General features: G+C 71.3%; 9 protein-coding genes. 1 reads left to right on the plus strand and 8 read right to left on the minus strand.

Annotation, left to right across the window (positions count from 1 at the left end):
* Positions 1–75 precede the first annotated feature (75 nt).
* Entirely contained in the window at positions 76–2,136 is a 2,061-nt protein-coding gene (locus tag AB0E14_RS15250; RefSeq protein ID WP_362416729.1) for a phosphocholine-specific phospholipase C, read from the minus strand.
* A gap of 282 nt (positions 2,137–2,418) precedes the next feature.
* Here AB0E14_RS15250 and AB0E14_RS15255 point away from each other — a divergent pair, with 282 nt between their 5' ends.
* Complete coding sequence (locus AB0E14_RS15255; RefSeq protein ID WP_362416732.1) at positions 2,419–4,848, plus strand: polysaccharide lyase 8 family protein; 2,430 nt, start codon at positions 2,419–2,421, stop codon at positions 4,846–4,848.
* 38 nt (positions 4,849–4,886) lie between these two features.
* Here the strand turns inward: AB0E14_RS15255 and AB0E14_RS15260 are convergent, their stop codons facing one another.
* The 7 genes from AB0E14_RS15260 to AB0E14_RS15290 form a co-directional block, all read right to left on the minus strand.
* Positions 4,887–6,380 (minus strand): HAD-IA family hydrolase, encoded by a 1,494-nt coding sequence (locus AB0E14_RS15260; protein ID WP_362416735.1) that lies wholly within the window; start codon positions 6,378–6,380, stop codon positions 4,887–4,889.
* 80 nt (positions 6,381–6,460) lie between these two features.
* Positions 6,461–9,346, minus strand: a complete 2,886-nt coding sequence (locus tag AB0E14_RS15265; protein ID WP_362416737.1) for a glycoside hydrolase family 2 TIM barrel-domain containing protein — start codon at positions 9,344–9,346, stop codon at positions 6,461–6,463.
* A 165-nt stretch (positions 9,347–9,511) separates the two neighbouring features.
* Positions 9,512–10,489 (minus strand): hydroxyacid dehydrogenase, encoded by a 978-nt coding sequence (locus AB0E14_RS15270; RefSeq protein ID WP_362416857.1) that lies wholly within the window; start codon positions 10,487–10,489, stop codon positions 9,512–9,514.
* Positions 10,490–10,578: 89 nt separating this feature from the next.
* Positions 10,579–11,514 carry a carbohydrate ABC transporter permease gene (locus AB0E14_RS15275; protein WP_362416740.1) on the minus strand — a complete coding sequence of 312 codons (936 nt, stop codon included), beginning with the start codon at positions 11,512–11,514 and terminating at the stop codon, positions 10,579–10,581.
* On the minus strand, positions 11,511–12,512 hold the full coding sequence (locus AB0E14_RS15280; protein ID WP_362416743.1) for a sugar ABC transporter permease: 1,002 nt from the start codon (positions 12,510–12,512) through the stop codon (positions 11,511–11,513). Before AB0E14_RS15280 ends, AB0E14_RS15275 begins: the two co-directional genes overlap by 4 nt.
* A 119-nt stretch (positions 12,513–12,631) precedes the next feature.
* Positions 12,632–13,942, minus strand: a complete 1,311-nt coding sequence (locus tag AB0E14_RS15285) for a sugar ABC transporter substrate-binding protein (RefSeq protein WP_362416747.1) — start codon at positions 13,940–13,942, stop codon at positions 12,632–12,634.
* Positions 13,943–14,068: 126 nt separating this feature from the next.
* Positions 14,069–15,166 carry a substrate-binding domain-containing protein gene (locus tag AB0E14_RS15290; RefSeq protein WP_362416750.1) on the minus strand — a complete coding sequence of 366 codons (1,098 nt, stop codon included), beginning with the start codon at positions 15,164–15,166 and terminating at the stop codon, positions 14,069–14,071.
* Between the last annotated feature and the right edge of the window lie 30 nt (positions 15,167–15,196).

The raw sequence follows: 15,196 nt of genomic DNA on the forward strand, positions 1-15,196 counted from the left end.
GACTTGCCACACCGGAGGCCGCAGCGGGGGAGCGCCGGTCGAGAGCCTCCCCCGCCGCGGCCGGCTCTGGGGCCGTCAGACGGTCCTGATCGCCGGGTCGGAGACGCCCGGGGCTCCCGTTTCCACGTGGCCGGCGAAGCGGCGGAGGAAGGTGGCGTCCGTGGCGGAGGTGACCGTCACGTCGTACCAGCGGCCCGTGGTGCTCAGGTCGATGGTGCGGGAGGCGGTGGCACCGGCGTTGACCGTGACGGTCTGGGCGGTGTTCCCGTAGGCGTTCCTGACCGTGAGGGTGACGGCCGCCGTGCCGGAGTTGGTCAGGGTGAGGGTCAGGTTGCCGGTGGAGGCGACATGGCGGGCCGTGACCTCGGGGCCGGCCTGCTTCGTGGGGCCCTTCCAGGTCCGCAGGAAGCCGTTCGGGCCCCATACGGTGAGGTTGATCTGGTTGCCGGTGGAGGCGCTGGTGCTCCAGGTGTCGGCGAGGGTCTTGCCGGCCTCGACCGTGTAGGGCCAGGGGCCGTCGGTGCGGTTGCCCGAGGTGCTGTGGAAGTGGGCGCCGAGGCTGGGGCCGCTGGCGAAGGTCAGCGTGAACTTGCCCGTGGAGACGGTGCGCGCGCCGTCCACGTACGGGCTGTAGCCGAGCGGGCGGGTCGGCTTGGAGCCTGCCTCCTGCTTCGGGAGCGTGCCCGTGGCCGGAGCCACCGGACGGTAGTCCGGGTGGCGGTTCTTGTCCGGCGGGACGTAGCCGGCCGTCGACGGCAGGGTGGCGGGGGTGGCGTCCGCGCGGGTGAAGTCGAAGGCGGAGGTGAGGTCGCCGCAGACCGCGCGGCGCCAGGGGGAGATGTTCGGCTCCTGCACGCCGAAACGCTTCTCCATGAAGCGGATCACCGACGTGTGGTCGAAGGTCTCGGAGCAGACGTAACCGCCCTTGCTCCAGGGCGAGACCACGATCATCGGGACCCGCGGGCCGAGGCCGTACGGACCCGCCGTGAACTTGCTGCTGCCGGGGTACAGGTCCTTCGAGACGTCGGCCGTGGACAGGCCCCACGCGGAGGAGGCGGGCGGGTACGGCGGGACGACGTGGTCGAAGAAACCGTCGTTCTCGTCGTAGGTGATGAACAGCGCGGTCTTCGCCCACACCGCCGGGTTGGAGGTCAGCGCGTCGAGCACCTGGGAGATGTACCAGGCGCCGAAGTTCACCGGCCAGTTCGGGTGCTCGCTGAACGCCTCGGGCGCCGCGATCCACGACACCTGCGGCAGCGTGCCGTTCGCGACGTCGGCGCGCAGCCGGTCGAAGTACCCGTCGCCCGCCTTGACGTTCGTACCGGTGCGGGCCTTCTCGTACAGGGCGCTGCCGGGCTGGGCGTTGCGGTAGGTGTTGAAGTACAGCAGGGAGTTGTCACCGTAGTTGCCGCGGAAGGCGTCGTTGATCCAGCCCCAGTAGCCGGCGGCGTTCAGGCCGTCGCCTATGTCCTGGTAGACCTTCCACGAGACCCCCGCGGCCTCCAGGCGCTCCGGGTAGGTCTTCCACCCGTACCCGGCCTCGGCGTTGTCCAGGACCGGTCCGCCGCCCGTGCCGTCGTTGCCGGTGTGACCGGACCACAGGTAGTAGCGGTTCGGGTCCGTGGCGCCGATGAAGGAGCAGTGGTACGCGTCGCAGACGGTGAACGCGTCGGCGAGGGCGTAGTGGAACGGGATGTTGCTCCGGTTCATGTACGACATGGTGACGTCGGTCTTCGCCGGCACCCACTTGTCGTACTTGCCCTTGTTGTACGCCGCCTGGCCGCCGGCCCAGTCGTGGTTGAGGCCCGTCACGAACTGCATGCCCAGGTCGCTGACCTGGGGGTTGAACGGGAGGATGTCCTTCGTCCCGTTGGACTGGTGGAAGACCGACTTGCCATTGTCCTGGAGGACGGGCCGCGGGTCACCGAAGCCGCGTACGCCCTTCATCGTGCCGAAGTACTGGTCGAAGGACCGGTTCTCCTGCATGAGGACGACGACGTGCTCGATGTCCTGGATCGTGCCCGTGGTGACCTGTGCCGGGATGGCGGCGGCGCGCGCGATGCTCTCGTTGAGCATGCCGGCCGCGGCGGTTCCGCCGGCGATCTGGAGGAACCTGCGGCGGTTGAGTTCCGTCATGGAGTGATGACCTCTGCGGGTGAGGTGGAGCCGATGGGTGGGTGACGAGAAGCTGAAGAGCGCACCAAGGACAGCGCTCTCCGGGGACCGCATGGCGATGCTTGCCCAAAACTTGGCTGTACAACTCGCGAAAACCCGGGCGCGGACGACCCTAGCGGCGGCGCGCGGTGAGCGGAAGAGCGATCGTAACGCTCAACTTCGTCACCGCTATGGATCGATTGAGCGCCTGCATGCTAAAACCGGCCAGCCATGACTCGTTTCCAGCGCCCCCCTGGAGCCCCCATGACAGCTGTCTGGTCCCGCCGCGGCTTCCTCACCGCCACCGGTGCCGCCCTCGCCCTCGGACTCACCGCGAGCCCGCCGTTCACGGGAGTGGCGCTGGCCGCCGACGAGTTCGGCACCCTGCGCGCGAAATGGCGCACGCTGATACTCGGTGAGGGCTTCAGCCCCACCGCCGAACCGTTCAGGACGAAGCTGACCGAACTCGGCAGCCGCGCGGCCGAACTCCGGGCGACGATGGCGCCGGCCACCGGATCCCTGTGGCCAGACGCGGTGTGGACCGACCCCGAGCCCGACACCGACCAGGAGTCGTTCGGCTACTCGGCGAAGATGAACGAGAACTACTCCCGGCTCCTCACCCTGGCCCAGGCCTACAGCCAACCGGGCACCGGCCTGACCGGCAACGCCTCCCTGGCGGCCGAGATCGTCACCGGCCTCGACCACATGTACGCCCGGATCTACAACGAGGGCCAGACGCGCTACGGCAACTGGTGGAACTGGCAGATAGGCGCCCCCCAGGCCCTCCTCGACATCCTCGTGCTCCTGCACGACCAGCTGACGGCGACCCAGATCGCGAACTACTGCCGTGCCGTCGACCACTTCGTGCCCGACTCGGCCATCGGCAGCTACACCGGCACCAGCACCGGCGCCAACCGCGTCGACCTCTGCCGGGTCGTCGCCCTGCGCGGAGTCGTCGGCGACAACTCCGCCAAGATCACCCTGGCCCGGAACGCCCTCTCGCCCGTCTTCCCGTACGTCACCTCCGGCGACGGCCTCTACACCGACGGGTCCTTCGTCCAGCACACCTCGGTTCCCTACACCGGCACCTACGGCGCCGCCTACATCGGCGGCCTCGGCATGCTCTTCGCCCTCCTCGCGGGCTCCAGCTGGGCGGTCACCGACCCCAACCGGCAGATCGTCCTCGACGCCGTCGAGAACGCCTGGGCGCCGTTCCTCTACAACGGGCTCATCATCGACAACGTCTCCGGGCGCGGCATGAGCCGCGGGATCTCGGCCGGCGACCCGAACCAGATCCAGGCCGACGACCACCTGCGCGGCCACGGCATCCTCTCCTCCATCGTGCTGCTCGGGCAGGGCGCGAGCGCCGCCGAGAACGCCCGCTGGCGCGGTCTGGTCAAGGGCTGGATCCAGCGCGACTACTACAGCCCGCCGCTGAGCAACCCCTCCCTCGGCCTGGTGAGCCTCGCCCGCCTGAAGTCCGTGGCCGACGACACTTCCGTCACGGCTCTCGCCGAACCCACCGGGCACCGGCTCTTCCCCTCCATGGCTCGGGCCACCCACCGCCGCCCCGGCTGGGCCGCCTCGATCAGCATGGCCGACAAGCGGATCACGTACTACGAGACGGGCAACGGCGAGAACCTGCGGGGCTGGCACACCGGCTCCGGAATGCTCTACTGGTGGGGCGACACCTACGCCAACGGCCAGTACAGCGACGCCTTCTGGCCCACCGTCGACCCCTACCGCCTGCCCGGGACCACCACCTCGCGCAAGGTCCTGGCCGATGCGGCGGGCGGCGACTGGGGCGCGTCCAAGCCGGACGTCAACTGGGTCGGCGGCGCCACCGACGGCACGCGCGCCGCGATCGGCCAGTACCTGAAGGGCCTCCAGAGCACCCTGTTGGCCAAGAAGTCCTGGTTCTGTCTGGACGACTCGATCGTCTGCCTCGGCGCCGGCATCAAATGCACCGACGGCACCGCCGTCGAATCCGTCGTCGAGAACCGCAACCTCGGCCCCACCGGCACCCACGCCCTCACCGTCAACGGCACCGTGAAGCCCGTCAGCCACCCGTGGTCCGAGACCCTGACCGGCGCGACATGGGCGCACATCGGCGGCATGGGCGGCTACGTCTTCCCCGGCGGCGCGACCGTCAAGGCGCTGCGCGAGGAGCGCACCGGCCGGTGGAGCGACATCAACCGGGGGATGGCCACCACCGCGCTCACCCGCCGCTATCTGACCCTCTGGGCCGACCACGGCACCAACCCGACCAACGGCACCTACGCCTACGTCCTCATGCCCGGCGCGAGCACCACCCAGACCGCCGCCCGCGCCGCCGACACCGGCTGGGTGCAGATCCTCGCCAACACCGACAACCAGCAGGGCGTACGGGTGCCCTCGCTGGGCTTCACCGGGGTCAACTTCTGGTTCGGCGGAACCGTCGGGACGCTCACCGCGAGCGCACCCTGCTGCGTGATGATCACCGAGAAGAGCGACGGCACCGCGGTCATCTGCGTCAGCGACCCGATGCGCATGCAGACCGCCCTCACCCTCACCTGGAACCGGGCCGTCACCGCCGTGACCTCCCAGCCGTCGACGGTCACCGGATCGTCCACCGGCTCCTCCCTCACCCTCACCTTCGGCGACCTGAGCGGCACCTCCGGCGCCACCCAGAAGGTCACCGTCAGGCTCGGCTGAGCGGGTAGGGCCGGGGCGCGGTGGCGCCCGGGCCCCACCTACGGGCGAGGCGCCCGACCGGCCCGCAGCAGCTCCACCAGCTCCTGCAGGCCGGTCAGGACCCGCCGGCCAGGGGCCGCCTCGACCGGGACGAGCGAGGGAACGGCGACGACCCGGCAGCCCGCGGCCTCCGCGGCGGCGATGCCCACCGGGCTGTCCTCCACCGCGAGGCAGCTCGCGGGATCGACGCCCAGGGCCCGCGCCGCGGCCAGATACGGCTCGGGGTGCGGCTTCGTGCGGTCCGTGTCGTCCGCCGTCACCGTCACCTGGAACGACTCGGCCCCGAGCAGCTTGAGCACGGACTCCACCACGGGCCGCGGCGAGGCGGTGACCAGCGCCGCCCGGATGCCCATGTCCCGCAACGTGCCGAGGAGTTCCAGAGCGCCCGGGAGGGCGGTCGCCTCCTCCTGGACCGCCGCGAGGAACCCGGCGTCCAGCTCGGCCACGACGGCGCCCAGCGGACGCCCGGTGCCCGAGGCCCGCCACAGGTGGACCGCGGTGTCCTCCACGCAGCGGCCCACCACCGCGGCGGTGTCCGCGTCGGTCAAGGGGTGGCCGAGACCTTCCGCCACCTCCCGCGCGGTGCGCCACCACAGCGCCTCGGTGTCGACGAGCGTGCCGTCCATGTCCAGCAGGACGGCCCGCGGCTCGACGGCGAACGGCCGGCCGTCCAGGGTCCAGTGCGAGTCCGGGGAACAGTCGAGCGACGCGAAAACCTGGGCGGCGACGTCCTGGTGACGCAGCTCCCCGACCGGCGCGCCGGCCGGGACGTCGGGTCCCGCACAGGCGATCCAGGCGGTGCGCTCCAGCTCCGAACGCCCGCCGTGGCCCCCCTCGTCACGGTGGCCGTGGTCCGTGACCACAAGGATCGTCCAGGCCTCCTCGGCGTATCCGGCGCGCCCTCGGACCGCGGCGAGAAGGCGGCCGAGTCGCTCGTCGGCGCGGACGACCGCCCGCTCGTACTCCGGGCCGCAGCCGAGGATGTGGGCCGTCTCGTCGACCGCGCCCAGATAGACGAAGGACGCCTCGGGATCCTGCTCCGCGAGCACCCGCACGGCGTCGGCGGTCACCAGCTCGTCGGCCTCCTCCCAGCCCGGGCAGTCGTCCGCGGCGGGGGCGACATGACTCAGCCTCCCGGGACCGCGGAACAGCGGACCGCCGTTCGCCACCGTCACGAGCGGCTCCCAGGCGGCTGCCACGTAGGTGCGCCGGCCGGCCTCCCGCAGCCGCGTGGTGAAGTCGGGGAAGACGGAGAGGCGGTTGCCGCTGAAGTCGTTGCTCCAGACGGCGTGCTTGTCCACGCTCACGCCGGTCACGATCGTCGCCCAGCACGGCCCCGACATGGTGGGCGTACCGGGTTCGACGAGGACCGGCGCGAGGAACCCGGACGCGGCGAGGGCATCCAGGTGAGGGGTGTCGAGGCGGCTGAGCGTGTCGAGACGCACCCCGTCGATGCCGACCACGAGGACGCGGCGGCGGGCGGCGACGGACATGGGTTCCTCCGGTTCGTACGGCGTGAGGCGACAGAGCGTGGGCCCCGCTCCGGCGAGGAACGGGGCCCACCGGGTGAGGTTCAGACAGAGCGGAGGACCAGCCGCAACGCGACCGGTCCCGCGTCGAGCGCGTGCTGCGGCAACGGGCCGGGACCGCAGGACGCGGTGCCGATGCCGTGGTGCGCCACGTCCACATTGACGTGCAGCCGGTCACCGGGCACCAGGTCGGTGGTGTGCCGGGCGGCGTCCAGCTCCGCGCTGGTCCAGCGGCGGACCGTGAGGTCGTACGAGGGCAGGCCGACGATCTCCAGGCCGCCGCCCGCGCCGGTCAGCAGGGCCCGGCGGACCGCACGCCGGTTGCCGTTCTCCTGCGGGCGCACATAAGGGGTCTGGAGCGCGTCGACGCTGTGCCGGAAGCGGCCGAGCCGCGCCGCCGCCGTACTGTCCCGGTACGCCTCGCCCGGGCCCAGGCCGTACCAGTCCACCGTGTCGAGCCGGCCGGGCAGGGAGAGACCGAGGCCGAACCGGGGCAGCGGACAGGGCCACTCGCCCTTTGGAACCGCGACGACGTCCAGCCACAGCGAGCGGCCGTCCGAACGCCAGCGGTACGTCGCGTTCACCGCGTGGTCGGCCCCCGCGGGCGCCGTCCGGGTGCGGACCGTCAGCCCTTCGGCCGTCGACTCCACACCGAGGGTTCTGGTGGTGAGCCGGTGCAGACCGGCGGCGCGCCAGCGGTCGGCGATCCGGTCACCCAGCCGGTCGTTGTCGGTCGGTGCCCGCCACAGATCGAGCCCGAGCCCTCCGACATCGACAGCGCCGACGGCGAGCAGCCGCCCGCTGTGGGCGTCGAAGGCGGCGGGCCCGAGGACGAGCCGGCCACCCCGCCCCGCGACCGCCGGAAGCAGGCGCTCCGGGACCGGTTCCGGAGCTGCCGGGGCGAGGACGGTCTGGCCCAACGCGATCTCGTGGCCCGCCCCTGCCCAGGGCTCGTCGGCGGCGAGCTCCGCGACCACCGTCAGGGCCCGCTCGGCGTCCTTGACCGGCGGCAGCGCCGGCACCGGCAGACTCACGGCTACGCCGGGCGGCAGCACGGGGACGTCGAGCACGCCCTCCGCGACGATCTCGCCCTCGTCCTCGGCCCGCCAGCGGAAGCGCAGATGTGCCGTGTCCCGGAAGTCATGGCCGTTGCGGACGGTGACGCTCCGTCCGTCGGCGCCGAACCCGATGGTGACCGGCTCGATCACCTTCTTGTACTCGACCAGCCCCGGTGAAGGCGTGCGGTCGGGGAAGACCAGGCCGTCGGCGACGAAGTTCCCGTCGTGCACGGGTTCGCCGAAGTCGCCCCCGTACGCGTGGAACACCCGGCCGTCCGCCGTGCGGCGCGCGATGCCGTGGTCGATCCACTCCCAGACGAAGCCGCCCTGCAGCCGCGGATAGGTCTCGAACAGGCGCTGGTACTCGCTCAGGCCGCCCGGCCCGTTGCCCATGGCGTGCGCGTACTCGCACAGGATGAACGGCAGCCCGCGCCGGTGCGCGTCGAGCGCCGGATCCCGCGTCGGCGGCTCCTCGCCCCGGCCGATCAGCTCGGTCTCGGCGTGGTCGGCGTACATCCGGCTGTAGACGTCGACGTAGCCGCTGTCCCACTCACCCTCGTAGTGGACGGGGCGCGACGCGTCGCGCGTACGCGTCCACTCCGCCATCGCGGCCAGGTTCTCCCCCGTGCCGCTCTCGTTGCCGAGGGACCACATGAGGATGCTCGGATGGTTCTTGTCGCGCTCCACCACCCGCCGCATCCGGTCGAGCAGCGCGTCCCGCCACCGCGCGTCGTCGCTCGGGTTGCCGCGCCAGCCGACCAGCTCGAAGCCGTGGGTCTCCAGGTCGCACTCGTCGACCACCCACAGCCCGTACGCGTCGCACAGGTCGAGGAACTCGCTGGACGGCGGATAGTGGCTGGTGCGCACCGCGTTGATGTTGTGCCGCTTCATGAGCAGCACGTCCCGCAGCATCGTCTCGTGCGACAGCGTCCGCCCGGTCTCCGGGTCCCACTCGTGCCGGTTGACGCCGCGCAGCAGCAGGGCCCGACCGTTGGCCTTGAGCAGGCCGTCCTCGACGACGATCCGCCGGAAGCCGATTCGCAGCGGGATGCGCTCGCCGGCCGCGGTCAGCTCGCCCTCGTAGAGCCTCGGCTGCTCGGCGTTCCACGGCTCGACCTCCGCGAAGGTGTGCGGGCCCGCCGGGTCGGCGTCGACGAGGCCGAGTTCCGGCACGGAGAGCCGGGCCGGCGCCGAGGTCTCGACGGACAGGGTGCCGATGCCGGTGGTGTGGTCGTAGTCGGCGTGGACGAAGTAGTCCTCGACGCAGCCCTCGGGACGGGACAGCAGCCGCACGGGACGGAAGATCCCGGACAGCCACCACATGTCCTGGTCCTCCAGATAGCTGCCCGCCGACCACTGGTGGACGCGGACGGCGAGGACGTTGCGGCCCGGCCGCAGGGCGTCCGTCGCGTCGAACTCGGTGGGGACCCGGCTGCCCTTGCCGTCGCCGAGCCGGACGCCGTTGAGCCAGACCGCGAAGCAGGAGTCGACGCCGTCGAAGCGCAGCACGCCCCGGCCGGCCGGCCACTCGTCCGGGAGCGTGAACTCCCTGCGGTACTCGCCCGTCGGGTTCTCCTCGGGCACCCGCGGCGGGTCGACAGGGAACGGGTAGGTGACGTTGGTGTACGCGGGGGACCCGACGCCCTGGAGCTGCCAGCAGGACGGCACGGGCAGCGTGTCCCAGGCGCCGTCGTCGAAGGCGGGGTCCTCGAAGCCGGCGGTGAGGTCCCCGAGCCCGGCGGCGGCCCGGAAGCGCCACTCGCCGTCCAGGGGGACGGCCGGGGCGTCCGAGCGGAACGCGGCCCGCGGTGTCAGCCGGCCGCTGCCGGGGCTGCGGTCCTCGACGTAACGGGTGTCCGGAGGCTGGTGCATCGCTGTGTCCTGTGTGGTCTGCGGGACGGAAGGGCTCGGGAAGGAGGGAGGCGGGACGGCGGGACGCGGGCCCGAGGGGGCAGGCCGCCGGCCCCGGGCCCGCGGGGATCAGGCCGAGTTCCTCGGGCCCGAGGGGTCAAGCCGCGTGCCTCGGGCCCGCGGGGGTCAGGCCGAGTGGGAGAGTTCGTCGGGGCCGACACCGTGCGCGAGGGGCAGGCCCTGGGCGATACGCTCCACCTCGTCGGTCGCCCAATGGGTCATGCGCACCAGCTCGTTGCCCAGGGAACCCGCGATGTGCGGGGTGAGCAGCACGTTGGGCAGCGTGTAGAGCGGGGAGTCGGCGGGCAGCACCTCGGGCTCGGTGACGTCGAGCACGGCGTGGATGCGGCCGCTCGACAGCTCCTCGGTGAGGGCGGCGGTGTCGACGAGGGAGCCGCGCGCGGTGTTGACGAGCGTCGCGCCGTCCCGCAGCAGCGCGAGCCGCCGCCGGTCGAACATGTGCCGCGTCTCCGGGAGCTGGGGGGCGTGGATGGAGACCACGCTGCTGCGCCGCACCAGTTCGTCGAGCTCCACCGACCGCGCGCCGAGCCCCTCGGCCTCCGAGGCGTCGACGTACGGGTCGTACAGCAGGACCTCGAAGTCGAACGGTCGCAGCAGTTCCAGGACGCGACGGCCGATCCGCGAGGCGCCGACGATGCCGACGGTCCGGCGGTGGTTGCCGTGACCGGTGAAGTACTCGAGCAGGTGCACCTGGCCGCGGGCTTCGCGGTAGGCCCGGGCGCTGTCGAGGATCCGCTTGCCGGTGGCGAGGATCGTGGCGAGGGTGAACTCGGCGACCGGCAGGGCGTTGGCCCCGGCGGCCGTGGAGACGGCGATGCCGCGTTCCCAGACCGCCTCGGTGACATGGTGCTTGACGGACCCGGCGGCGTGGATGACGGCCCGCAGCCGCGGCATGGCGCGCAGCGCGTCCGCGGTGAGCAGCGGGGCGCCCCAGTGGGTGAACAGCACCTCGGTCTCGGCGAGCGCGGCCGGTTCGACGTCGGCGAAGTCCGGGACGAAGCGGCCGGTGTCCACGGCCGCGACCTGCGCCAGCCGGTCGAGCGCGCCCTCGGCGAGGAGCTGGGCGTGGATGCCGGCCCCCATGGCGAGCAGGGTGCGCGGGCGTTGCGGGGCGGCGACACCGTGGGGGGTGTGGTCCTCGTTCAGGACGGAGCCTTCCGTTACGGGCACGGTCACTTGACCGCGCCGGCGGTGAGGCCCGAGCGCCAGAAGCGCTGCAGGCAGATGAAGGCGATGATGAGCGGGACGACGGCGACGAGCGAGCCGGTGATCACGAGCGAGTAGAACTCGGGCTGCAGCTGCGTGGTGCTGTTCCACATGAACAGGCCGAGGTTGACCGGGTACAGCTTGTCGTCGTTGAGCATGACCAGCGCACCGAAGAAGTTGTTCCAGCTTCCGGTGAAGGAGAACAGGAAGATGGTCATGAAGCCGGGGGAGAGCATCGGCAGCGCGATCCGGGCGAACATGCTCACCTCACCGGCGCCGTCCACCCGCGCGGCCTCGAGGACCTCGTTCGGCACGTACCCCTCGGAGAAGACCCGGGCGAGGTAGACGCCGAACGGGTTCACCAGGGCGGGCAGCAGCAGCGCCCAGTACGTGTTGACCAGGCCGACCTCGGAGGCCAGCAGGTACATCGGCAGCTGGATCACGGTGGCGGGGACGAGGAGCCCGCCGAGGACGACCCCGAACAGCTTCTCCTTGCCACGGAACTCGTACTTGTCGAAGGCGTAGCCGGTGGCGACGCAGAGCAGCGTCGAGGCGGCCGAGCCGACCACCGAGTAGAGCACGCTGTTGCCGAGCCAGCGCAGGTAGATGCCGTCGTTGAAGGTGAAGACGTCGGCGAGGTTGGAGAAGAGGTTGAAGTCGGCGAAGGTGAAGCCGCCGGTGGAGAAGAGGTCGCCGTGGTCCTTGGTGGCGGCGAAGAGCAGCCAGCTGACGGGCATCAGCATGTAGAACGAGGCGAGGAGCAGCACGCCGTTGACGACGCCCTTGGAGAGCAGGCTCCCCGGGCGCTTGCGGCGCGGGTCGCGGCGCTTCACCGCGGTGCCGGCACCGCCCGTGCGGGTTGCGGCGGCCGCGGGTTCCTGGGTGACCGTGTGTGTACTCATGCCGCCTTCCACCGGTTTCCGATCTTGGTGACGATGAACGACAGGACGACGCCGAGCGCGGCGAGCAGCAGGGACGCGGCGGCCGCGAGCCCGTAGTCGTGCTGGACGAAGGCCGTCTTCCAGATGTACATCGTGGGCGACCACTCGGTGTCGACCGCGGCGGTGCCGCGCTGGTTGAGCAACTTCGGCTCGGTGAACAGCTGGATCGCGCCGACGCAGGTGAACAGGACCGCCATCACGACCGCGGAGGCGATCATGGGCACCTTGATCTGCAGCGCGGTGCGGACGGGCCCGGCACCGTCGATGTCGGCGGCCTCGATGAGTTCGCGGGGGACGGCCTGCAGGGCGGCGTAGAAGATGATCATGTTGTAGCCCATCCACTGCCACGCCGTGAGGTTCACGATGGACGAGTACACGTGGTCGTTGCTGAAGAAGTCCCAGGTGCCGCCGGCGGCCTCGATCCAGTCGAGGACCGGGCTGAGCCCCGGGGTGTAGAGGTAGATCCACAGGATCGAGGCGATCAGGCCGGGGATGGCGTGCGGCAGGAAGAGCGCCAGCTGGAAGAAGCGCCGGGCGCGGGCCACGGCCGAGTCGATCAGCAGCGCGAGGGCGAGCGCCCCGCCGATCATCACCGGGATGTACAGCGTGCAGTACGCGGCGATGTGCAGGAACGACTCGCGGAATCCCGCGTCGGAGAACGCCGTGAGGTAGTTGTCGATGCCGGCGAACGCCCGCTCGGTGCCGCCGAAGCCGAGTCCGGACGACTTCTCGCTGAAGAGGCTCATCCACACGGCGTACGCGATGGGCGCCGCGGTCATGGCCGCGAAGAGGACGAAGAACGGGACGATGAACAGGGCCGCCGCGGCGCGCTGGTTGCGCCTGATCGGTGAACTGGCGTTACGGGCACGGCCGGTGCGGCCGGCGCGCTTGCCGCTGCCGTCGGCTCTGGTGCTGCCGGTCGCGGGCGGGGGCGCGGCCTTCGCGAGGGGTGCTGCCACGGGTGCTCCTTGGCGGGTGGGCGCTGCGGGTCCGGGGGAGGAGGTCTGGGGCTCTGGCTCGGACGAGTTGGGTCGGTGGGGCCCGGCCGGGGTCAGGGACCGGCCGGGCCCCACCGGGTTCACTCGGCGAGCTTCAGCCCGCGCTCCTGGATGCCCGACTTGGCCTTCGCCTGGCCGGCCGTGACGCCACCGGCGAAGCCGGTCTTGGCGCTCTCGTCCTGGATGGCGGTGTAGACGTCCATCTGGTTCGGGCCCCAGGTCCAGCCGGGCACGATCGTGTCGACCTGCTCGGAGGCCAGCTTGTAGAGGTCCTGGCCGCCGAAGTACGCGGTGTCGAACTTCGCGGCGGCCACCGCCCGCATCTCCGGGTTGGCCGGCAGGGCGCTGCTGGGCTTCTTCGGGTCGCTGAGACGGGCCTTGACCGCGTCGCCGTTGGTGGTGAGCCACGTGATGAACTCGGCCGCGGCCGCGACGTTCTTGCTGCCCTTCAGGACACCGTAGGAGCTGCCGCCGTAGTTGCCGCTGGCCGGGGTGCCCCAGTGCGGCATGGGGGCGGCGGCCCACTTGCCCGCCAGGTCCGGGAGGTTGGTCTTCATGCCGGCCGCTGACCACGAGGCGCCGAGGAAGGAGAGGGTCGTGCCCTCGACCCGGGCCTTGGTCTCCTCGGGGCTGTAACCGGTGTAGCTCTGGACCAGGTCGTCCTTCACCAGGCCGTCCCAGTACGCGGCGACCTTCTTCGAGGCGGCGTCGTCGACGCCGGGCTTCCACGCGTCGCCCTGGGTGCTGAACCACTTGCCGCCGGCCTGCCAGGAGAGCGAGGCGAGCAGGGCGGGGTCCGACTTGGGCATGTTCGCCAGGCGGACGTTCTTGTCGGCCTTCTTGACCTTCTCGGCCGCGACCCGGAACTCGTCCCAGGTCTTGGGGACCTCTATGCCGTACTTCTTGAACAGGTCGGTCCGGTAGTAGTAGACCTGCGGCGCCGCGTCGAACGGGACGGTCCAGGTCTTGCCGCCGAAGGTGACGAGGTCCTGGATGGGCTTGGGGAACTTCTCCTTGACGGTGTCACCGGCGTGCTCGGTGAGGTCGACGAGGTTTCCCTGGCTCGCGAACTCGGGGACCATCTGGTACTCGACGGTCGCCACGTCGGGCGCGTTGCCCGCCTTCACGCCGCTGGACAGCTTGCTGTAGCCGTCGGCGCCACCGGGGATCTCGGTGAACTTGACCTGGATGTTCTTGTGGGTCCTGTTGAACTCGTCGACGGTGGCCTTGGCGCCACCGGTCCAGGTCCAGTAGGTGATGGTGACCGGCTTGCCGTCGGAGCCGGCGTCGGACGAGCCGCCCTCGCCGCCACCGCACGCGGTGGCGAGCAGGCCGAGTGCGGCGAGGGTGGCGGTGGCGGCTATACGGAACGAGCGTGAACTGCGCGACATGGCACGGCTCCTACGAAGACCTCGACGGGGAGAGAGGCGAACGGAGCACATCCTTTTCGCCAACTCGATCACCGTCAAGAGCAAACGCACAAGACAATCAAAACGATCGAGTTACGATCAAGAAGTTCAGCCTGCGCTCGATGCTCCCCGGTCGCCCCCGCAGGAGGCACGGATCCTCAACTGCGGCAGCAGGTCGAGGTGTTGGCCCGGGCCGGGCTCGCTCCCCGAGCTCCGCTCGGCAAGGCGTTCGAGCAGCAGCTTCGCCGCCAGCTCGCCGACCGCCTGCTTGGGCGGCGCGATCGCCGTGAGCGGTACGTCGGCGAGCGCCGCCACCTCGTCCTCGTAGGCGACGAGCGCGAGGTCCTCCGGAACGCTGATGCCGCGCGCCTGCAGCCGCGGGACCAGCACGATCGCGTCCTCGTCGCTGTGCACCAGGGCCGCGGTGACCCCGTGCCGCCGGACGGCCTCGACGAGGTACTCCGTCACCTCGTCGTACTCCGTGCCGGAGCCCCGGGCGAACGGCGAGCCGGGCACGGTCTTCAGGTCCAGTGAGCGCACCGAGGTGAGGTACCCGTCCGTGATGCCCGTCGCGTGCGGACCCTCCTGCAGCACCGCCGCGACCGAACGGTGGCCGAGGGACGCGAGATGGTTCACGGCGAGCGCGGCGCCGTGCGCGCGGTCCGTGCGTACCCGGTCGAGCGTGGCCGCCGGATTGACGGCCGGCGCCGTACGCTCCACCAGCACCGTCGGCGCCCCGCAGGCGAACAGCCACTCCTCCTGTCCGTCCGAGGGCACCCCGCCGAACCAGCTGGGAGCCACGAGCAGCCCCTCGGCCCCGCTGGCGAGCAGATGCTCCGCCTGCACAGGATCCTCGCTGTCGACATAACCGGACACACCGAGCACCAGCCGGCCCCCCTGGGCCTCGACGGCCTTGCGCGCACCGAGGACGACGTCCCCGAAGATGTACGAGGTCGTCGGCACGATCATGCCGATCACCACGCCGCCCGTCTCCGGCTCCTCCGCCCGCGCGGCGGTCTCACCCGGCCAGACCACGGCACCGTGCATGCGCTGCACCTTGCCCTGCGCGGCCAGCGCCTCCACGTCCCGCCGCAGCGTCACCGGCGAGACACCCAGCTCGGACGCGAGCTCGGTGACCCGGATACTGCCGCGCGCCCGGACGAGTTCGAGTACCCGATCGTGGCGATGGTCGACGTGATGCCGCATGGCTCCCCCTGGATCGCTTGGGAGGCGCTA

The sequence above is a fragment of the Streptomyces sp. NPDC047981 genome, from assembly GCF_040653315.1.
In the GTDB taxonomy this organism is placed as follows: domain Bacteria; phylum Actinomycetota; class Actinomycetes; order Streptomycetales; family Streptomycetaceae; genus Streptomyces.

Coding starts and splice junctions, on each gene's coding strand:
- AB0E14_RS15250 (WP_362416729.1), bottom strand. CDS start 2,136: ATGACGGAACTCAACCGCCGCAGGTTCCTCCAGATCGCCGGCGGAACC.
- AB0E14_RS15255 (WP_362416732.1), top strand. CDS start 2,419: ATGACAGCTGTCTGGTCCCGCCGCGGCTTCCTCACCGCCACCGGTGCC.
- AB0E14_RS15260 (WP_362416735.1), bottom strand. CDS start 6,380: ATGTCCGTCGCCGCCCGCCGCCGCGTCCTCGTGGTCGGCATCGACGGG.
- AB0E14_RS15265 (WP_362416737.1), bottom strand. CDS start 9,346: ATGCACCAGCCTCCGGACACCCGTTACGTCGAGGACCGCAGCCCCGGC.
- AB0E14_RS15270 (WP_362416857.1), bottom strand. CDS start 10,489: ATGGGGGCCGGCATCCACGCCCAGCTCCTCGCCGAGGGCGCGCTCGAC.
- AB0E14_RS15275 (WP_362416740.1), bottom strand. CDS start 11,514: ATGAGTACACACACGGTCACCCAGGAACCCGCGGCCGCCGCAACCCGC.
- AB0E14_RS15285 (WP_362416747.1), bottom strand. CDS start 13,942: ATGTCGCGCAGTTCACGCTCGTTCCGTATAGCCGCCACCGCCACCCTC.
- AB0E14_RS15290 (WP_362416750.1), bottom strand. CDS start 15,166: ATGCGGCATCACGTCGACCATCGCCACGATCGGGTACTCGAACTCGTC.